Genomic DNA, 20,975 nt, shown 5'->3' with positions numbered 1-20,975 from the left:
GGGAGGACTTGGTTATGACGTTTGAATCATCGAGTTCAAAAGGTTATGCTTCGCCGGTCGTTACCGAAATGCTGGTCATTCCGGTGGCCGGGCGGGACAGCATGCTGCTTAATCTGAGCGGGGCCCACGGCCCGTTTTTTACCCGCAACGTAGTGATTCTCAAGGATAACGCCGGTCATACGGGCGTGGGCGAGGTGCCCGGTGGAGAACGCATTCGCCAAACGCTGGAGGACGCCAAGCCGCTCGTGATCGGGCACTCCATCGGGAGCTACAACAATTTGCTCCGAGAGGTAAAACGGCAGTTTGCCGACCGCGATGCCGGGGGGAGAGGGCTGCAAACGTACGATTTGCGCATCGCCATTCACGCCGTAACGGCGCTCGAAGCTGCGCTGCTGGATTTGCTCGGCCAGTTTCTCGGCGTCCCGGTGGCCGCATTGCTCGGGGACGGACAGCAGCGGGAAGCGGTGGAGATGCTGGGCTATTTGTTCTACATCGGGGATCGCCGCAAGACCGATTTGCCTTATCCGAGCGAGCCTGACGCCAAGGACGATTGGTTTCGGCTGCGCCATGAGGAAGCGCTTACGGGCGAAGCGGTGGTTCGGCTCGCGGAGGCGGCCCATGACCGTTACGGCTTCAACGATTTCAAGCTCAAGGGAGGCGTTCTACGCGGCGAGGAAGAGATGGATGCCGTATCGCTTCTGGCCCAGCGGTTCCCGCAGGCTCGGATTACGCTGGACCCGAACGGCGCGTGGTCGCTGGATGAAGCGATCCGGCTGTGCCGTGGCAAGCGGGACGTTCTCGCCTACGCCGAAGATCCTTGCGGAGCGGAGAAGGGCTACAGCGGGCGCGAGGTGCTCGCCGAGTTCCGGCGCGCGACCGGGCTGCCGACCGCGACGAACATGATCGCTTGCGACTGGCGCGAGATGGGGCATGCCGTACAGCTGCGCTCCGTCGATATACCGCTGGCCGACCCGCACTTCTGGACGATGCAGGGCTCGGTTCGCGTCGCGCAAATGTGCAGCGATTGGGGGCTGACCTGGGGCTCGCATTCGAACAACCACTTCGACATCTCCCTTGCGATGTTTACGCATGTGGCCGCGGCCGCGCCGGGAGAGATCACGGCGATCGATACGCATTGGATATGGCAGGACGGCCAGCATTTGACGAAAGAGCCGCTGCAAATCGCCGGCGGACGGGTGCAGGTCCCGGATAAGCCGGGGCTTGGCATAGAGCCGGATATGGGGCAACTTGAACAGGCCCACAAGCTGTACGGGCAAATGGGGCTCGGGGCGCGTGACGATGCCGTAGCGATGCAGTACATGATCCCCGGCTGGACCTTCGACCCGAAGCGTCCCTGCCTCGTGCGCTGAGCCGCTCCATGCAGCGGACGATCCGGCTGCATTCATTGCGCAGCCCGTAGAGCTGGACTCGAACAATAAACAAATTGCCGGAGCCCCTACCTTGAGGCTTCGGCAGTTGTTATTTGAACGATGCTGCTTGGCGGAGGCTCATTCATCCGACGGCAGATTGAGCCGATACGCATTCGGGGACATGCCGTAATGTTTCTTGAACGACTTGGAGAAGGAGAACAAGTCCGGATAACCGACCGAAAGCGCAATTTCCGTAAGCTTATAGTCGGTTCGCTCCAGCATGTATTTCGCTTTATCCAGCTTCAGCTTTTGCAAGTACTTGATAGGGGGAACGCCATACGCTTCCTGAAATTTTTTGCTGAAATAACCCCTGTCTACACCGACGAACGAGGCTACTTTCTCGATGCCGATGCCTTCGGTATAGTGCATTTCCAAATAATCCAACCCTTTTTGCAGCCATGAGCTTGTCGGCTCGTGAACCGCTCCGGCCCGCCGATCGAATGCAGGCGTCAGCGAGTCAAATAGGCTGTAAAGAAAGCCGAGTCGGGCAAGATCGCTCTGCGTACGCTCCGTGTCGTTCACGAGGTCGAAGAAGGCGTCGAGCAAATCGGTAACCTCGGGCCGAAGTACGGCTGTACGATAAGGCGAAGCGGAGGTAAGGCCGATGCGTTCCAGTACGTGCGCGGCTCTTTTGCCGTCAAACGCAATCCACGCCATATGCAGCGGATTCACTTTGGAGGTGTAGTACTCGTGCGCGATGTTCGGAAACAAGCAGAAGGCGTCGCCCTGACGCAGCGGATAAGACTGGTTTGCCTGCACAAATTCGCCTTCGCCCTGCAAAATAAAATGCAAGCTGTAGTAAGCCGTAACTTTCGGGCCGGCGTGATAACTCGGCTTGGCCATATTCCGACCCAGTCGTACGGGCCAGATCGGGCCTGACTTTTCGATAGAAGTAGGGGTAAAAAAATGACGCTCCGTATATTCCAGCGGTTCCTCCTGCATTTTGTGCGTCAAACCTCCTTTTTTCTCAGTGTAAGAAAAAAGATACCCAATGGCAAGAAGGCTTTACAGAATGGACAGTACACAAAATGACAAATAAACGAACACACATAATGACATTGACGATGCCGCGGATAGGCTGATATGATCCTAGTAACAGTTGGTATAGTGAACTATTCCCATTATTTATGTCGGAATATGGTTTCATAATGCGACTGAGGGAAGTCATTGAAGCGGGGGTTGGCACTTTCAAGGGGTGAGAAAGTGAATGAAGTTTTTATTTTCGCTCGGATTGTCGACCGGCAAGGAAGCGGAAACCGTACTACCCTTGATCAAGGCAGCGGGTTTTGACGGCGTAGAGCCCACGCTGCTGCCTGAAGGGTTTCCGTCGGTAGAGCGCTGTCTCGCGGACGCGGAGCAACTGAAACGGATCGCGGACAGGTACCAGCTCCGGATTCCGAGCATGCGAGGCGGACCGTTATTTTGGTCGTGCTTTAGCTCTTCCGATCCGGAGCTGCAGAAACAAGCTGTCGCATTGCTCGAAATCGCCGCTCAAACGCTGGTTCATATGGGTGGGAGCGTGCTGCTCGTCGTACCGGGGAGATATGAGTCCCACCGTAAGTACGATGAAGTATATGCACACGCAGTGGCGATGGCCAGGCGTGCAGCGGATATTGCGCAGCGATACCGGATCACGATCGGACTTGAAAATGTGCATAATCAATTTCTGCTCGGTGCTTCCGAATGGCGACAATTTATGGAAGAGGTCGGCCGGCCTGAAATTCGATGCTATTATGACATCGGCAATACGGTATACTCCGGACTGGGTAATCCTGCCGACTGGATTCGGGAGCTGGGAAGCGAATGGATTTGCCGCATTCATGTCAAAGACGTGAACGGCGAAGGGGAGATCGTCCCCCTGCTTGCCGGGAATATCGATTGGCCGGCAACGACGGGCTGCCTCGCTCGTATCGGCTATGACGATTGGGTCGGGGTGGAGCTCCCGCTTCCGAATGAGGATCCGCTTTCTTTTCTGCAATCGGCTGTAACGTCTTTGCATGAAATATGGCCTCCTTCGTCTAACAATTAAATCACGCTCATGAGTCGACCAAACGAATTGGAGACGTAGGACCGAAGATGCCTATGTCTTTTTGCTTTTTGTAACCAACCGAACTTCAGGAGGTTATCCGATGAGTCATTCCACGGCACGGCGCGTGATGCATCTGGGCGTTTTTCTCGACGTCTCCGGTCATTATGCGAGCGCATGGCGCCATCCCTCTACGCAAGCCGACCGTTTTTTCGATCTCGGCTATTACAAGCAATTGGCAGGCAAAGCGGAGCAGGGGAAGCTGGATATGGTGTTTTTGTCGGATCGTTACGGCATACCGGACCGGTACGGCAACCGATTCGACACGACCGTTCGCTCGATCTCGTCCGCGCGGCTGGACCCCGTTACTTTAATTACGGCGATCGCCGCCATTACGGAGAGAATCGGCGTCGCGGCGACTTCCTCCACCAGCTTCACCGAACCGTTCCTTACGGCAAGGCAATTCGCATCCATCGACCATCTGAGCGGAGGACGCGTCGGTTGGAATGTAGTTACTTCTACGAGCGACAACGAAGCCCGCAATTTCAGCAAGGAGGGCATTTTGGAGCATCAGGCCCGTTACGAACGCGCCCGAGAATTTTTGGAGGCGGCGAACGGACTATGGGATAGCTGGGAAGACGGAGCGCTCCGGTTCGATAAAGCAGGCGGTGTGTTTGCCGATGCGGGTAAAATTCACTATTTGCATTACCAGGGGGAGCATTTTCAGGTACGCGGACCGCTCGACGTGCCGCGTTCGCCGCAAGGACGTCCCGTCATTATTCAAGCCGGCTCCTCGGAAGCCGGGAGAGACTTTGCCGCCCGGTTTGCGGAAGTGATCTTCACGGCGCAGCCGACGATCGATGCGGCACAATCGTTTTATGCCGATATGAAACGGCGGGCAGCCGTCACGGGTCGTTCGCCGGAACATTTGAAGATCATGCCGGGCGTCATGCCGATCGTCGCCGAATCGGAAGTTGAAGCCCGCCGGATCGAAGCATCGCTGTCGGACCTTGTGGATCCGCTGGCAGGCCTGGCGCTGTTGTCGGATCAAATTAACTACGATCTATCGGTTCATCCGCTCGACGAGCCGCTGCCCGAACTGCAGGAAGTGTCGGGCATGCAAAGCCGCCTGCAACTGGTGGCCAAGATGCTGCAGTCGGAGCGCTTGACGCTGCGCGAGCTCGGACGTTTTTACGCCGGCAGCCGGATGCACCGGAAAGTTGTCGGTTCGCCGGAACAGGTCGCCGATTTCATGGAGGAATGGTTCACCGGAGGGGCTTGCGACGGATTCAATCTGATGTTTCCGTTCGTACCCGACAGTATGGAGCAATTTATCGATTTGGTCGTGCCCGAGCTGCAGCGAAGAGGTTTGTTTCGAACCGAATATACGGGACGGACGCTCCGCGATCATCTCGGCTTGCCGCGTCCTTGACTCCGGTGCGGGGACAGGTGGACGACCCACTATATCGTAATGGAGGAGACGGCTGTGAAAAAAATGACAACGGCATTCAGTGCGTCTTTAGTCATCCTTTCCTTGATATCCGGATGCGGCGGTAATACTCCTGCATCCGGTGTCCCTGGCAAATCGGAAACTTCGGCGCCCACACCCGAATCGAAGCCGGAACCGGTTACGATTCGAGTGCTGCAATACAGCGCGGATATTACGGACAACGATTTTACCAACTTGGTTGCAGGCCCGGTTCACGCGAAATATCCCCATATCACCTTAGAACTCGTACGAATGCCCAAAGGGTTGACGCTGCAAGATTTGGTCACGTCAGGCGACATTCCGGATCTCATTTATACGGGATCTCGGCAGATTGAAAACTTTAAAGCTTTGGCCATTCCGGCCGATATGAACGAGCTGGTTAAAAAGCACAAAATGGACCTCGGCGTCTTTGACGCAAACGTCATGGACATTATTAAGCAGCGCGGCGACAAAGGCGAGTTGTATGCGCTCCCATGGTCGATGAACTTTTCGGCATTGTATTACAACAAAGACATCTTCGACAAATTCGGAGTGCCATATCCGAAAGACGGCATGTCGTGGGAGGAAGTGATCGCGCTCGGAAGAAACGTGGCGCGTACGGACGGACCGGTGACTTACAAGCCGCTGAACGCCGGTTTCTTCAATAATTTCGCTGCGCCGTACCAAGTCAACTACGTCAAGGCTGGAACCGAAACGCCCCAGATTAACAACGATAACGTGAAAAAGGCGTTAGCACTCTACAAGCAGATTACCGATTTGCCGGGCAACAAGGAGTCCGTCAACAACGGCAGGCCTGTGTTTGAGAAAGACCGGACGATGGCAATGCTGCCGGATTTCGGAGAAGTGCTGGGCGAGCTCGCCGATCTGGAGAAGGCCGGCAATCCGATGAACTGGGACGTCGCCTCGTATCCGAACATGCCGGATGCACCCGGGCGCGGCTACGAAACGGTAGGCTTTCTGCTCATGCTTTCTTCGAAAAGCAAGGTTCCGGATGAGGCGTTTCGCGTCATTAGCGCGTTGACATCGGAAGAAATCCAGATGAAGCTGGCACGCGGGGGCAAGGTATCCCCGCTCAAAGATCTGAAATACCGCGAGGCTTTCGGCGATGACGTAGCGGCTTTCAAAGGAAAAAATGTGAAGGGGATCTTCAAAAGCAGCTCCTCACCGAGCCCCACACGGGCCAAGTACGAGGATATCGGCAGGTCTGTCCTGGGCACGTACGTCACCAAAGCGGTCAAAGATGAACTGGATATCAACACCGCCCTTCGGATGGCCGAAGAGGAAGCCGCCAATAAAATCAACACCGAAAAAAATAAATAGACGCCGCCATCCGCGGACAAATGTAAACGGGAGGTTGTTCCATGAAACAATCGTTTAAGATTACGGTTATCGGCACGGGCTCAATGGGAAAACAGCATGTGGAGGGCTGGCAGCTGGCGGGGCACAATGTCGTCTCCGTCGTAGATCTCAATCTCGATGCGGCAAGGGAGGTGGCTTCGAAGTTCGGCGTCGGCACTGTACTTGCAGACTACAAGGAGGCGATTAACGATCCCGATATCGATATCGCATCGATCTGTCTGCCGCTGAAATTCCATGCCCCTGTGACGATCTACGCCGCGCAGCAGGGCAAGCACGTCTTCTGCGAGAAGCCGCTGACGAGTTCGACGGAGCATGCCCGCGCGATGGAGGAAGCGGTACGTGAAGCAGGCGTCCAGTTCGGTGTCGGTTTTCAGCGGACGTACGCCCAGGACACCGCTTTATTCAGACGGCTTGCAAATGACGGCGAACTTGGCCGGCCGTTGTTTTTCAATTCGGAGAACCTCGCCGAGGTGAGGCCGAAAATCGCCATGCACGATGCATTCGGCAATATGGGTCCGGTCATGGACGTATGCTGCCACTCGTTCTTCTTATGGCGGACGGTGTTTGGTTCGAGGGCCAAAACCGCTTACGCGAGCGGACGCGTCTTTGCCAAGGATCGTCCCGAACTGGATTCGCTGCAACAAAGAGCGGTCGATACGGCTTCCATTGTCGTCGAATACGAGTCCGGCGATACCGGCGCGATGACCGTTTCGTGGGGGCTGCCAAAGAAAACAAAAATCCGTACACGCTGCGCTGATCGCATCATCGGACCGAAGGGAGCCGTCGAAGCGATCGGCGGCGGCAAATGGAACGTATATATCGGCGATCAGATCGAATCGCTGGAGCTGCAGCACGGACATCTGCACGAGAAGCAGTTCCGCGCCTTTGCCCAATGTCTGCAGGAAGGCACGCCATACCCTGTCGGTCTTCGGGAGGGGAAAGAAATATTGGCGTTAACGGAGGCGGTTTTCCGGTCGATCGATTCAGGCCGGACTGAACCGGTTATTTACGATGCGGACTAACATGCGCTGCGGAAAGCGAGGGGTTCTTTCATGAAAACGGCACTATTCACCGGCGTCCTGCGGGACGCCGCTTTCGGAGATGTAGTCAGGCTGGCTGCGGAAATCGGATACGACGGTCTGGAAATTAGAGCGCTGTCTCATTTGAAGCCGGACAGTACCGTCGAAGAGGTCAAAGAAATGAGGCGAATTGCCGATCATTACGGCCTTGCGATTCCGGTCATTTATTCCAACATTAGCGGCCAGTATGCGAAGGCTACGGAAGCGGAAGCCATGCAGAAGCTTGAGCTGCTGAAGCGGTATACCGAATGGGCGGCCGAGCTTGGGGCAACCATGGTATGCCACGGTCCCGGCGGACCGGCACCCGGTAAAGCGACCGGGGAGGACTTTGACCGGGCTGCCTACTGGCTGCGGCAGGCGGCGGATATTTTATGGCAGGGCGATATTCGGCTCATCATGGAGATTCACCATAACGGTTTGGTCGAAACGATTGATTCTACGTTAAAGCTGCTGAACGCGATCGACCTGTCTCACGTAGGCGCCATACTAGATCCTGGCAATATGGCGATCGCTGGGGAGGAATACGGTGCGGGCGCCGTAGCAAGGCTCGGTACCCATTTGCTTCATGTCCACGCCAAGGATGTCCGGTTTTACGAGGAGCCGCCTGTGACCCGAAAAGCCGGGACATACGGCGACAAGATCTTTACGGTCGAGCTCATGGGCACCGGGCATGTGGATCATCAGCCTGCATATCGCGCGCTGCTCGCTTCCGGCTATGAAGGCTATGTCAGCTTGGAAGCGCAGGTGGCGGATGTCCGGCCGGAAGACATTGCCCGGCACGAATTCAGGGAATTGGAACTTGCGATGTTGAAAAGTAAATCCGAAATCGACAGCAGCAAGTAAACGGGGGTGAACGAATGAGCGTTAGATACGGCTTGATCGGATATGGAGCGTGGGGAGGCTTTCATGCGAAAGCGATCGAAGCGTCTCCATCCGCTCAGCTCGTCGCGATTGCCGCATCATCGCATTCGACTGCACAGAGGGCGAAGAATGAGCATCAAGCGGACGTATATACGGACTATACGGAGCTGCTGATGCGGGACGATATCGATGTCGTGGACATCGTCGTACCCAATCATCTTCACCATGAGGTAGCGCTTCGGGCTTTGCAAGCGGGAAAGCATATTTTGCTGGAAAAGCCGATGGCTTTGACGGTGGAAGCGTGTGAAGAGCTGAACGAAGAAGCGCTCCGTAAAGGGCTGACGATCCAGATCGGGTTCGAGCTTCATTATTCGCCGCTTTGGGGTACCGTGAAGCGAATGATAGACGAAGGCAAGCTCGGCACGTTAAAGACGGCTTCGATCCATTTGTCCCGCTTTCCGTACCGGAGCGGAGCGGCCGGCTGGCGGAAGGATGCAAATCGCGTGGGCAACTGGATTCTGGAGGAGCCCATCCACTTCTACGATTTGGTCAGATGGTACTTCGGCGGGCAGGAACAACCGGTAAGCGTATATGCGCTCGGCAACTCGCGTGAAGCAGCAGATGAAGCAAACGGTTTGTTCGAAAATATCAGCACAAGCATCTTGTTCTCGAAAGGCGGGTTCGCCACAGTGAATCAGACATTGGCCGCGTACGGACATTACTTGTCCGGTGAATTCGTTGGCACAAACGGCGTGCTCAAAGCGAGGTGGTCCGGCGCTTCCGACCGGATTCGCGACCCGGAATATCGCCTGGACTATTTTGACGGGCAAGCACATCACGAAGTCGAGATCGGCCGAACGCCGGGCGAATTATTTGAGTTGGAGCACCAGCTTGCGCAATTTACGCAGCGAATTGCAGACGGTAATCAACCTGACGTAAGCGGCGAAGACGGACAATGGGCTGTGAAGCTGAGCCTCGCCGCACAAGACTCTATCGTTCGCAGACAGATCGTTGCCTTAAGCGCAACATAGATCATTAGCTATAAACTAATACCCCCAAATCAAAGCCATGGCGGACGGTAGCCATGGCTTTTTTTATTAATACGATAAGTGAGCGGCCATACTTATTTCCGCGTTACGGAACGGATCGTTGCAATGGATGATCCCGCGCTTCTATGATCGCTATTTTTTGACGAGCGCAAACATAAAATGAACTAGATTGGAATAAAGTAGAAAAAATATTTCATATTGGCGTAGGCTCAATGATATTTTATATCAGAACACTCCCAAGGGGGCGGGCAAGGTGGCAAGCATCTTCCGAAATCAGCCGACTACACTGTTTTGGCGTTTGTTTGTCAGCTATTTCGCGCTCATTCTCATTCCGGTCATCGTCGCGAGCTTACTCACGAACCTGTTTGTCGTGCGGTTAATCGAGCGGGATGCGGAGAAAGCGGGCAGCATCGTCATGAAACATTTCTCGGAGGAGACGGACTCCACGTTCAGGAGCCTTGAGACCGATATGGTGAATATGCTGAGCGTCTCGCAGATCAAAAGCTTTCTCAAGACGAGCAGCGATATGCTTGATCCGACCCAGCGGCTCGAGCTCATTCATTCGTTAATGCAGCAGCTCGGCAGCCTGCAATCGCATCCTCTGGTTTACAACGCCTTCCTATATTTTGCTAACGATAATCTTGTGGTATCCAGCAGCACTTATACCGGTAAGGAACAATTTTTCGCCGAGCAATATCCGATTCAGCCTCAAGATTTGCAAATGTTCCTTTCGCATTTTTCCGATAAGAAGACGATGGTTTTCACGGCACCCTACACTGTCGACGAGAGGCCGCCGTTTACGGAAAATATCATCGCATCCCATTCCAATTTAACCGCCTTGATGAGCTATCCGTTCAACAGCAGCTCGCCCGACGTATATTTAGCGGTCAACGTGGACCGGGATCAAATCCGCGAGCAGCTCGGCATGCAGGAACAATGGGTGACGGATACGGTTTTGGCCGATTCGTCCGGCTCGATTCTGATTCGGAACGGTACAAGCGACATAGCCTCGGGCAAGATTGCGTCCATGCTCAGCTCCATCCCCGAGCAAGCTTTGTACAAATATGATGGAAACAAAGTATTATCCTACCAAAAATCACGATTCCACGATTCCTGGTATTACGTCAGCATGATTGATTTGGAAACGCTGCTTAAGCCGGCTCGGTTGATCCGTGTGTGTACCATCGTCTTTGTCGGTTTGTTTGTTTTGATCGGAAGCTTTGTCTCCTATTATTTGAGCGGGAGGCTGTACAACCCGATTCGGGACATTCGAAGCGGCTTGGAATCACATCCGATCGCAGGCGATGCGCCGAATCTGCGAGAAGGCAGCGAGTTCGACGTGATCAAGCGTTTTTCCGGCATGCTCATCTCACGGAACAAGGAGCTTTCACAGATGGTCAGCGGCATGTATCCGATCGTTCATGAGTACTTTATGGTCAAAACGTTGTTCGGCGAATATCGGGACGGCTTGTCCATCGCCTATTACGCCAAGGAGATTGATTTCCCGTACGATTCGAAGGCGGCGGCGACGGTAATTTGCATTGAAATTCAATATTATTCGCAAGTCGCGGCCCCGTTATCGGAAACAACCAAATCTTTCATTGTTGCCGAGCTAAAGGAAAAAATTCGAAGACTGGCGCCGGACTCGATTCGGGTATGCCAAACCCGTTCCGACCGGTTGGCGGCCGTGCTTTTTCACGATCCGGGCATGCAGCCGGACCCAATGCAAATGGCGAAAGCCATCAAACAGCTCCTGCAGCAGCCGCATTACAAAGCTTCCGTCGGCATCGGCGGCACCGTTCCTTCCATCGATCGGCTTCATGCCTCGTATGATCACGCGGTCGCCATGCTCAAGTATAAAAGCCTGGATGCCGGAGCGGAAATTTGCGTCGAAGACGGCGCGTGGCAAGAGCGGGAGCGGGCGTCCGGCGACAGCTTTCTGACCGTTCAGGAAGTCGGTCGTATTTTCAACCGGTTCAAGGCCGGCGAGTACGACGGCCTGCTACAATCCGTGTACGACATGCTGGACGAAGGGATCCGAACAAATGCAACCGCGGGCCAAATGAAAAATGTTTGCCTCGACGTATTGAACGCCTGGATTCGCGCCGCCGAGAGCGAGCGGAACGATTTTAACATTTCGTTCTATTCGGACCTGTTCGCCTCGATCAACCGCTGCGTGACATGGGAAGAACTGAGGCTGGCGTTCACGGATATTCGCGCCGCCTTGTTCCGTACGATCGAGCCGTCCGACCGGCAGCTGCAGTTTGCGGAAATATTGTCGTATATTCACGACCACTACCACGAAGAGCTCTCTATCGAGCATTTCGCCCAGCAAATGAATATGTCGGTCGGCCATTTCAGCCGTACGTTCAAGGAGGAAGTAGGGGAGAAGTATGTAGAGTACATCGCCAAATACCGCATGTGCAGGGCGAAGCAGTTTCTGCTGGAAACGAATATGAAGATCGACGACATCGCCGAGCAAGTCGGATATTGGGGCCGAAATTCATTTATCCGCAATTTCCGAAAGTATGAAGGGACGACGCCTGCCAAGTTCCGAAGCGTTCATCAAAGCTGAGACTTCTTTTTTGCGGAGTCTCGATTTTTTCGCAAACGACCTTGATTCGAAGCGGGAGTAGGCTGCATGCAAAATAGGCGACACGGTAAAAAGATGATGCTTTACCAACCGGCAAAGAACCCCGTATAGTGGGTCGTACAAAATGCTTGCGGAAGGGGTGGAACGATTGACGAGCAGGAGCAGAAGCAGACTTTCCAGCCTTTGGTTCATGATGAAAAAACACAAAGCGTTATATTTGTTAATGCTGCCCGGCATTTTGTATTATGTCATCTTCAAATATGTGCCGATGTATGGAGTCATCATCGCTTTTCAAAACTTCTCGATCGGGAGGGGCATTACGGGCAGCAAATTCGTGGGCCTCAAGCATTTCGTCGAGTTTTTTGTCAATACCCCCGATGCCTGGAAGCTGATCCGCAACACCGTGCTGCTGAATGTGTACGATTTGCTGTTTCGTTTTCCGGCTCCCATTCTACTTGCCCTGCTGTTTCATGAGATTCGCGGCCGAAGGTTCAAGCGCTTCGTGCAAAGCGTCAGCTACATGCCGCACTTCTTGTCTACGGTCGTCATAGCCGGCATAATGGTGACCTTTTTGTCGCAGCAGACCGGAATCGTCAATCACTTGCTCGGCTGGTTCGGAATCGAACCGATCCTGTTTCTCGGACTGCCCGAGTGGTTTCGTACCATTTATATCAGCTCGGAAATATGGCAAACCGTCGGTTGGGGCACCATCCTGTACTTGGCGGCCATTGCCGGTGTGGACCCGACTTTGTATGAGGCGGCAAAAATCGACGGCGCGAACCGGTTTCAACAAACGCGCCACGTCACATTGGTCGGGATGTACCCGGTCATGATCGTGCTGTTCGTGCTGACGCTCGGCCATTTTATGGAGACCGGCTTCCAAAAAATCATTCTCCTCTACAACCCGATGACCTACGAGACCGCAGACGTCCTGAATACGTTTGTCTACCGTCGAGGCATCCTGTCCGCGGACTTCAGCTTTGCCACGGCCGTAGGACTGTTCCAGGCGGCGATCGGCTTCATTCTTGTCGTGTCCGCTAACCGGGTCGTCAAAAAGTTTTCGGACACCAGTTTATGGTAAAGGAGGGCGACGAAACATGAAGATCAGGGAAAGCTTCGGCTCGAAGCTGTTCGATGCGATCAACATGGTGCTAATGATCGTACTGATCATCGTCATGGTGTACCCGCTCGTGTACGTATTCTCCGCATCCGTCAGCGACAACGCGATGGTCATCAGCGGTCAGGTCATCCTGTGGCCGAAGTCGGTGACCTTGGTCGCTTACGAAAGGCTCGTCACCAATCCCGACTTATGGATCAGCTATTGGAATACGATCCGTTATACCGTCATCCATACGTTCTTAACCTTGGTGGTGACGTCGGCCATGGCGTATCCACTGGCGAAGAAATGGCTGCCCGGACGCAGGACAGTTCTGTTAATGGCTGCTTTCACCCTTCTGTTCAGCGGAGGGATTATTCCGACCTTTCTCGTCGTACAAAAATTGGGACTGCTCAATACGATGTGGGCGATCGTCCTGCCGTCGCTCGTCAGCACCTGGTATTTATTCATCATGCGAACTTTCTTCGAGGCGCTGCCGGAAGAGCTGGAGGACGCCGCCACTATCGACGGCTGCGGTTCGCTGCAGGTGCTCATACGGATCGTGCTGCCGCTCTCCATCCCGGTGCTCGTATCGATCGGGTTGTTCACCGCGGTGGGGCAATGGAACGCTTTCTTCGACGCGCTGCTTTATTTGAACGAGCGCGGCATGTACCCGCTGCAGATCATGCTCCGCAACATTATCATTTCAAGCTCCAACGTGCAGGGAGAAGGCAATACGGCTTATATCGAGACGTTGAAATACGCGATGATCATGATCGCGACGCTGCCGATTTTGTGCGTATATCCGTTCGTTCAAAAATATTTCGTGCAAGGCAGCATGATCGGCGGCATTAAGGGTTAGCGTCGGATTCCACTGGAATCTGTCTCTATAGGGAATATTGATCATTTCCACATTCGTATTGAAGGGGGAGGGCATACCTATGAACAGAAGAACGATAGCCGCATCGCTGGCGGCTGTCATGCTGGGCGGGCTCGTGGCAGGCTGCAACGACAATGCGTCGCCGGGCGGGGAGGCAAAGGGGACAGGAGGGGATGCGAAGAAGCCGATCACGTTCACATGGCTTGTATACGACCGACCGGAGGGCAAGGTAAAGAACGATTGGGAAATATTCAAGGAAATCGAAGCGAAAACGGGCGTTAAGGTGGACTGGCAGATCGTAAGTCAGGAAGGACTTCTGGAAAAACGGCAAATTATGATCGCCACCAATTCGGTCACCGATTTTATTCAGCCGACGAATCAGGAGGCGCGGGAGAACGGGCCGGAGAAAGTGTTCCTGAACTTGAAGGATTATTTGAATATCGCGCCCAATCTTAAAAAATTTTACGACTCATATCCTGAAGCGAAAGCGGTGGCGACGGGCGCGGACGGCGGACTATACGACGTCCCCGTGCTGGAAGGCGATGCGCAGGGCAAAGGCTTTAATTACATATGGATGGCCCGCAAAGATGTGATGAACAAATACAATCTGAAGACTCCGGCCAACCTCGACGAGTTTTACCAGTTCTTGAAGACACTCAAGGACAAGGAGCCCGACAGCTATCCGCTTAGCTTGAACGCTCCGACGACGGGAGAATCCGGGTTGTACACGGTGTTCGGCAAGATTTTCACGGGGATCTCCGGCTTTTACAATCAGAGCCCGGCATCCGACAAATACGAATTCGCGCCGTACCAGAAAGGCTACAAAGACGCCCTTGTCTATATGAATAAACTGTACAGCGAGAAGCTGCTGGATCCCGAATTTTATTTGCTGACCGGAGCGCAGTGGGAGGAGCGGTTCCTGAAAGGGAAGTCTTCGGTCACGTACTGGTGGAAGGCGGAAGTCAATCCGCTGATCGAGAAAGCGAAAAAAGCCGGCGCACCGGCCGAATTCGATCTCGATTCCATTCCCGAGCTTGGCGCAACCGGTGTCAAGCCGTACCAATTCTCGCGCCCGGTCGTCGGCTCCGTGGGCCGCGCCATCTCAGCTAAGGTGAAAGACAAGGAAAGAGCCGTCAAATTCCTCGACTACCTGGTCAGCGAAGAAGGCACCAATTATTTGTCGCTCGGCATTCAAGGGAAATCGTATACGCTTGAGAACGGCAAGCCCGTTTATATGAAAGAGTTCGGTGCCAGTCCCTACGTGCCGCTTCGCCGCGATTTCGGCGTATGGTACGACAACGTGACCCTGAACAACGCGTTATCCCGGGAAACGTGGGAGAGAGGCTTGGATGAGAAAAGCAAAGCGATCAACAAGAGCTACGAATCGTTCATTATCCCTGCGCCCAAGGCGATCGTAAAGACGACGGAAGAGCTCGATTTGGAAAAATCGAAGCTCACGCCGCTCACCAAATTTTTGGAGCAGCGCATTACGGAATTCGTCACCGGCAAAGCGCCGATCAACGACACGACGTACCAGCAGTTCCTCGATCAGGCGAAAAAGCTGGGCGCGGATGAGCTTCTGAACATGTATAACACGGCATATAAGCGCACATACGGTTCGAAGTAAAACAAATCTGTACAGATGCGGAAGGGGGGCATACCCATGCCATCCGAGACGTTTATCGTCGATACGGACATCCACAATTCGCTTGGCAAGATGCAAGATTTGCTGCCGTACTTGCCGAAAGTATGGCATCAGCAGTGGCTCGAATCCGGGGTCGGCGTGCACGGGCAGTATTATTCGCCGGTCGGCGTGCTGCGCCGGGACGCCGCTCCCGAGAACGGAGGCGCGCCGGGCAGCGATCCGCATTTTACGCTGCGGCACTACATCGAGCCTTGCGGTATCGATTACGCGGTGTTGACCGGCGGCGCCGAGCAGGGCCTATCGCTCCATGCCGACCCGGATTACGCCACGGCCGTTGCCGCCGCTTACAACGATTGGCTTGCAGAGCATTGGCTCACCGTCAGTCCGAAATTCAAAGGCTCGATCCAGATCAGCCATTCGGATCCGGCGGAAGCCGCCAAAGAGATCGACCGGATGGCGGCGCATCCGGACATGGTGCAGGTCGTGATGGGAAGCGGAGCGAGAATGCCGTACGGCAACCGCTTCTTCCATCCGATCTACGAAGCGGCCGAGCGCAACGGATTGCCGGTTGCCATCCATCCGGGCACCGAAGGCAAAGGCATTGCCGGCGCGCCCACGCCGTCCGGCTATCCGACGCGCTACATGGAATGGCATAACATTTTGCCGGCGAACTTTATGACCCATGTGAACAGCCTTGTGTGCGAAGGCGTCTTCGAGAAATATCCGAAGCTGCGGTTCGTCGCGATCGAAGGCGGGATCGGCTGGCTGCCGCATCTGATGTGGCGGATGGACAAAAACTATAAAGCGCTCCGAGACACGGCGCCTTGGCTGAAGAGACTGCCGTCGGAGTATATATTGGAGCACGTTCGCGTCACGACTCAGCCGATCGAAGAGCCGGAAAAACCGGAGCAGCTCGATCAAATATTCCAGATGATGCACGCGGACCGCATCGCCATGTTCTCGTCCGACTATCCGCATTGGGACTTTGACAATCCGAACGTCGTCCTAAACAGTCTTCCCCGGGAGATGAAGCGGCGCATTCTGGGAGTTAACGCGGCGGAGCTATACGGATTACCGCTGCCTGAGGAGCGGAAGGGAGCGAATCCCGCATGAGATACAAGGTGCTGGAAGCTGGTGAACTAGCCGACGGAGGCAAGCGGATCGTTAAGGTGAAGGAGATGGAAATCGGCATCTTCCGGATCGACGGCCGCTATTACGCCTGGCGCAACCTGTGTCCTCACGCCGCTGCGCCGATATGCGCCGGGACTTTAAGAGGAACGCGGCTTCCGTCTGGCGTGTACGATTATCAGTTCGGCCTGGAAAATCAGGTGCTGCGCTGCCCGTGGCACGGCTGGGAATTCGACCTCACAAGCGGCCGGCATTTGGCGCAGGGCAGCAAGGCGAAATTGCGCGGGTATCCGGTAGAGGCGGATGAAACGGGTATCTATGTCGTGATAGGGGATTAACTATAATACGTCCAAAGAAATCGGATTGGAACCTATTCTTGGATGCTCAAAAAGCTTGAGAAATCAAGCTTTTTTGTTTTTTTGCAAGCTTTCATCGTGATGCATAGGCGGTTGAATAGGATTATTCAATTATGATTAATTATTCCAAGGTTATTTTTCGATGGTTTTGATACGCTTGATTGGAGGACAAACAACGAATACAGCTACTGGATAGGGGATGGGATCAAAGCATGAGCCATTGGAAAGAAAGTGTGTTATCCGCCAGAGAGCTGATGGGGCTGCATGTAGAGGCCATGTTTACGCATGACGAGAACATGCGGCTTCGTACGGTAAACGAGCCATGGCCGGGAGAGGCACTGGCTCCTCGTTTTTTCCTGGGACGGACGACGGAAGGCAAAGCTATTTGTCGGTTTCGTTATGACGTCCCGGCAACGCTTGTCGAGCCATTGGAACAATTATGCGCCGACGAACCGAGCGTTAAGGATTTCCAAACGAAACCGAAACATTTTGATGCATATATGAAGCTTCTTCAGAGCGAACGGTTCACGATGGGGCCTTGTTTTGTTATTCCAGTCGTCGAAACCGTGTCGACAATGCAGGTGGTCAGCATCACTCGGGACAATATAGCGGAATATTTGCTGGACGGCTTCGAATGGCTAGCTTCCGAAATCGACTACGGGCAGCCTTGTATAGCGCGAGTAGACGAAAGCCGGGTTGTCTCGAACTGCCGCAGCGTACGCATCACATCCAATGCGCACGAAGCGGGACTGGAGACATTGGAACCGTTTCGCGGCAGGGGATATGCCGCTGCTGTAGTTGCCGAATGGGCAAAAGCGGTGCGGAAGGCAGGAAGCGTCCCGTTATACAGTACTTCGTGGGACAATTTTGCCTCTCAAAGGGTGGCAACAAAATTAGATTTATCATTTTATGGCGTCAATTTTACAGTCACTTGAATAGTTCACAATGTAACCTGGATGAAGGCTGCCGACTTGGATCGGCAGCCTTCGTTACGTAAGGGGGAAAAATATACATACATGACTGGTAAAATCATATTAATGTTCCTAGTGGGAAGGGGTAGCCAGGAGAACCGGATTATCAATATGGAACGAAATGGAAGGATTGGAATGGACGCTGTCGAATAGATATGGATGATTACATTTATAATCCGAGGTGATACATCGTGCTTACATCGCTGGAACATGTGCAAATTCCGGTGCGTCAAATGGACCGGGCTATCTCCTGGTATACCGAACAGTTAGGGTATCGATTAAGCAGCCGGGATGGAGACCGCATCGCTTTTCTCCACTTGCAGGAAGGTCCGCTCCTGATGTTATGGCATACGAATGACGATGCCTCACATGCCCATTACACGGTGAACGGTACGGATTTTCCGGTATTGTTATACCGAACGACTCGCATTCACGAACTGCATGAACGCCTGAGGGGCTTGGGAACGCAAATCCAACTATACGAGGACGGCGGGTTCGCTTGGGTTCTCAAATTTTATGATCCGGAAGGTAATTTATGGGGCGTCCTGCAGTTTAATGATAAAGTGGATCGCGGGGATGTTCGCCAGCTAAAATGATTTTCATATGACGAATCGGGGGGAGCAAAAAGGTTGACTTCGTTAAATGCCGATTTTCCAGAGCAACATGGCCTTTCTTCAAATGCGTTGTCGCGATTCTTTGATCGGATCGAGCAGCTTCAATTGCAGGTGAACAGCTTCATGCTGCTTCAGGATGGATTTATAACCGCTCAGATGTGGCGCTCGCCTTATCGGCCGGATCGTCCGCAATTGCTGTATTCGCTGAGTAAAAGCTTTACCTCGATTGCAATCGGCATGGCAGTAGATAGCGGATATTTTCGTCTCGACGATCCGGTGGTTCGGTTTTTCCCTGATCGTTGTCCCGAGCGGATATCGAATAACCTTTCGAAGATGAAGGTTCATCATCTTTTGTCGATGAATACGGGGCATCGTGCCAATATTTATAGCGACGTCATAGGAGCAAATGATTGGGTGCAGGCCTTTTTGTCATTGGAGGTGGAATGCGAACCCGGGAGTCATTATTCGTATAATACGCCTGCCACTTACATGCTGTCCGCGATTATTCGGCAAGCAACCGGTCAACATTTGGTCGATTTTCTGATGCCACGTCTGTTCGAACCTTTGGGAATCGAACGACCGGTGTGGGAAACTTGCCCGATGGGCACTGCCGCAGGAGGCATGGGCTTAAGTCTGACTACGGAGGACGTGGCCAAGTTTGGTCAGATGCTGCTGGACAGGGGTGAATACAACGGCAGAACCATTGTATCCGAAGCTTACATCGCGCTGGCAACTCGGGAACAAAACGATAACCGCCAAGGCGCAAAGGATATCGATTCGGCACAAGGCTACGGATACCAATTTCATTTAGGACGCAGAGGCTGCTTTCGAGGCGCCGGCGCATTCGGCCAGCTTTGCTTTGTGGCGCCTGAGCAGCGCATCGTAATAGCGGCAACGGCCGCTTTTACCAAAGGGGAAACCCAGACATTGCTCGATTTGATCTACGAGCATATCATTGATGAACTTGATATAATCAATACCGTTCAGCCGTTTATGGAAGATTGTGTAGTGCTTCAAAAGCGTCTAGCTAGCATGGCGTATCCGGCACCGACAGTGCGTCCGATCCCGGAAGACATTGCGGAATTCGACGGTCGGTGGTACAGGATGGAGGAAAATCCGGAGAAGCTCCGTAAGCTCGGTTTCGTCCGTAAAGGGGGGCGGCTGGAAGTTCAACTTTGTCACGAGGACCGTGAACAGCGGATACTTGAATTTGACTTTCATGCCCCAGTCCATCTACATGACGAGTTTGTCAAAGATTTGTCATTACACCGGCAAGAAGCTGTCACCTATGCGGTCTGGCAAGATAGCGCGACGTTGAAGTTGACATTGCTATATATTGAAACCCCCTATTGTGCAGCGTATACGATACGATTCCAAGAAACAGGCGTTGAAGTTCGTTTTGAGATGAATGTATCGATGACGTCAATGAATTACAAGGCTTCGGGACATCTTGTAGAGGCAGCTCAAGAATCGGCCCAAGACTCATTAGCTCATTGATAGGTTGGGGCTATTGCCTTTATTGATCACGATTGCGGGGTGAGCGAATTGAAGGAATCGGTTGCAGATTTTTATGATGACCTTGCTAAAGCTTACCATTTAATTTTCGCTGACTGGAATCATGCTATTACATGGCAAGGAGAAGTGTTGAGCAGATGCATACAGTCAAAACTCGCGATGCGGCGTAAGCACGATATCTCACTACTGGATTGTTCTTGCGGGATCGGCACGCAAACCATTGGACTGGCTAAACATGGATACAAAGTAACAGCTACGGATTTAAGTCCGGCATCCATAGAAAGAGCCGCCAATGAGGCTATATCTTACGGGGTGGAAGTGAATTTCGGAGTCGCGGATTTTCGCTCGCTGGAAAAAGATGTATCCGGAGTTTTTGACGTCGTTCTTTCGGCGGACAATGCCATCCCGCACCTGCTAACGGATGAAGATTTATATGTTGCAGCGACCAACATGTATTCGAAGGTTCAAAATGACGGCATTGTTCTCATTACCATGAGGGATTACGATGACATTGTTAAAGAAAAGCCGAGAGCTTCGGAGCCGCGCGTTTTCGATAACGGCAAGCGCATTGTCTTTCAAGTTTGGGATTGGGACGATGACGGGAAAACCTATGTCACCCATCATTTTATAGTGCAGGAAATCGCAGGGGAATGGGTAACAAAGCATAATAAGACGAGATACAGAGCTTTATTGCGAGAGGAACTTAGTGAAATTTTGATATCTGTCGGGTTTTCGGACATCGAGTGGCACATGCCGGCACAATCAGGTTATTACCAGCCCCTTGTAGTCGCGCGTAAGAAAATCAATGGCTAAAAATATAGGCAAAGCCAAAATGCTGCGGCACTTTGACTTTGCCTATTTTCATTGCGATGCTGCGCCTACCG

At 53.3% G+C, this 20,975-nt stretch carries 18 protein-coding genes; 17 read left to right on the top strand and 1 reads right to left on the bottom strand.

Translation table 11 applies throughout. The features are described from left to right. Positions 1 to 14 precede the first annotated feature (14 nt). Positions 15 to 1,370 (top strand): glucarate dehydratase, encoded by a 1,356-nt coding sequence (gene gudD, locus ACFQI7_RS01025; protein WP_218096549.1) that lies wholly within the window; start codon positions 15 to 17, stop codon positions 1,368 to 1,370. A 138-nt stretch (positions 1,371 to 1,508) separates the two neighbouring features. Here the strand turns inward: gudD and ACFQI7_RS01020 are convergent, their stop codons facing one another. Then, a complete protein-coding gene (locus tag ACFQI7_RS01020; protein WP_218096548.1) occupies positions 1,509 to 2,372 on the bottom strand; it encodes a helix-turn-helix transcriptional regulator in 864 nt (287 codons plus the stop codon). A gap of 265 nt (positions 2,373 to 2,637) precedes the next feature. On the opposite strand from ACFQI7_RS01020, the gene ACFQI7_RS01015 reads away from it, so the two are divergent. The 16 genes from ACFQI7_RS01015 to ACFQI7_RS00940 all read left to right on the top strand — a co-directional run bounded on the left by ACFQI7_RS01015 (position 2,638) and on the right by ACFQI7_RS00940 (position 20,904). Then, entirely contained in the window at positions 2,638 to 3,459 is an 822-nt protein-coding gene (locus ACFQI7_RS01015; protein ID WP_218096547.1) for a sugar phosphate isomerase/epimerase family protein, read from the top strand. A 100-nt stretch (positions 3,460 to 3,559) separates the two neighbouring features. Beyond that, on the top strand, positions 3,560 to 4,888 hold the full coding sequence (locus ACFQI7_RS01010; protein WP_230414573.1) for an LLM class flavin-dependent oxidoreductase: 1,329 nt from the start codon (positions 3,560 to 3,562) through the stop codon (positions 4,886 to 4,888). A 63-nt stretch (positions 4,889 to 4,951) separates the two neighbouring features. Beyond that, complete coding sequence (locus ACFQI7_RS01005) at positions 4,952 to 6,265, top strand: ABC transporter substrate-binding protein (protein ID WP_230414610.1); 1,314 nt, start codon at positions 4,952 to 4,954, stop codon at positions 6,263 to 6,265. A 41-nt stretch (positions 6,266 to 6,306) separates the two neighbouring features. Further along, positions 6,307 to 7,326: a Gfo/Idh/MocA family protein gene (locus ACFQI7_RS01000; RefSeq protein WP_218096545.1), complete on the top strand. Its 1,020-nt coding sequence runs from the start codon at positions 6,307 to 6,309 to the stop codon at positions 7,324 to 7,326. A gap of 30 nt (positions 7,327 to 7,356) precedes the next feature. Further along, complete coding sequence (locus tag ACFQI7_RS00995) at positions 7,357 to 8,226, top strand: sugar phosphate isomerase/epimerase family protein (RefSeq protein WP_218096544.1); 870 nt, start codon at positions 7,357 to 7,359, stop codon at positions 8,224 to 8,226. A gap of 14 nt (positions 8,227 to 8,240) precedes the next feature. Further along, a complete protein-coding gene (locus ACFQI7_RS00990; protein ID WP_218096543.1) occupies positions 8,241 to 9,275 on the top strand; it encodes a Gfo/Idh/MocA family protein in 1,035 nt (344 codons plus the stop codon). A gap of 271 nt (positions 9,276 to 9,546) precedes the next feature. Next, positions 9,547 to 11,868 (top strand): helix-turn-helix domain-containing protein, encoded by a 2,322-nt coding sequence (locus ACFQI7_RS00985; RefSeq protein ID WP_230414572.1) that lies wholly within the window; start codon positions 9,547 to 9,549, stop codon positions 11,866 to 11,868. Between the two features lie 208 nt (positions 11,869 to 12,076). Then, a complete protein-coding gene (locus ACFQI7_RS00980; RefSeq protein WP_230414609.1) occupies positions 12,077 to 12,967 on the top strand; it encodes an ABC transporter permease in 891 nt (296 codons plus the stop codon). 16 nt (positions 12,968 to 12,983) lie between these two features. Then, entirely contained in the window at positions 12,984 to 13,844 is an 861-nt protein-coding gene (locus ACFQI7_RS00975; RefSeq protein WP_218096541.1) for a carbohydrate ABC transporter permease, read from the top strand. Between the two features lie 79 nt (positions 13,845 to 13,923). Then, on the top strand, positions 13,924 to 15,489 hold the full coding sequence (locus tag ACFQI7_RS00970) for an extracellular solute-binding protein (protein ID WP_218096540.1): 1,566 nt from the start codon (positions 13,924 to 13,926) through the stop codon (positions 15,487 to 15,489). A gap of 36 nt (positions 15,490 to 15,525) precedes the next feature. Continuing rightward, on the top strand, positions 15,526 to 16,620 hold the full coding sequence (locus ACFQI7_RS00965; RefSeq protein WP_218096539.1) for an amidohydrolase family protein: 1,095 nt from the start codon (positions 15,526 to 15,528) through the stop codon (positions 16,618 to 16,620). Beyond that, a complete protein-coding gene (locus ACFQI7_RS00960; RefSeq protein WP_218096538.1) occupies positions 16,617 to 16,973 on the top strand; it encodes a Rieske (2Fe-2S) protein in 357 nt (118 codons plus the stop codon). The genes ACFQI7_RS00965 and ACFQI7_RS00960 overlap by 4 nt, the downstream gene beginning before the upstream one ends. A gap of 230 nt (positions 16,974 to 17,203) precedes the next feature. After that, complete coding sequence (gene aac(2')-IIb, locus ACFQI7_RS00955) at positions 17,204 to 17,926, top strand: kasugamycin N-acetyltransferase AAC(2')-IIb (RefSeq protein WP_218096537.1); 723 nt, start codon at positions 17,204 to 17,206, stop codon at positions 17,924 to 17,926. A gap of 227 nt (positions 17,927 to 18,153) precedes the next feature. Next, on the top strand, positions 18,154 to 18,558 hold the full coding sequence (locus ACFQI7_RS00950) for a VOC family protein (protein WP_218096536.1): 405 nt from the start codon (positions 18,154 to 18,156) through the stop codon (positions 18,556 to 18,558). Between the two features lie 33 nt (positions 18,559 to 18,591). After that, complete coding sequence (locus ACFQI7_RS00945; protein WP_218096535.1) at positions 18,592 to 20,073, top strand: serine hydrolase domain-containing protein; 1,482 nt, start codon at positions 18,592 to 18,594, stop codon at positions 20,071 to 20,073. 48 nt (positions 20,074 to 20,121) lie between these two features. Next, positions 20,122 to 20,904 (top strand): class I SAM-dependent DNA methyltransferase, encoded by a 783-nt coding sequence (locus ACFQI7_RS00940; RefSeq protein WP_218096534.1) that lies wholly within the window; start codon positions 20,122 to 20,124, stop codon positions 20,902 to 20,904. The last annotated feature ends 71 nt before the right edge of the window (positions 20,905 to 20,975 follow it).

This window comes from Paenibacillus allorhizosphaerae (assembly GCF_042659105.1).
Lineage (GTDB): Bacteria > Bacillota > Bacilli > Paenibacillales > NBRC-103111 > Paenibacillus_G > Paenibacillus_G allorhizosphaerae.
The sequence above is the reverse complement of the archived record's forward strand: the minus strand, read 5'-3'. Positions and strand labels throughout refer to the sequence as shown.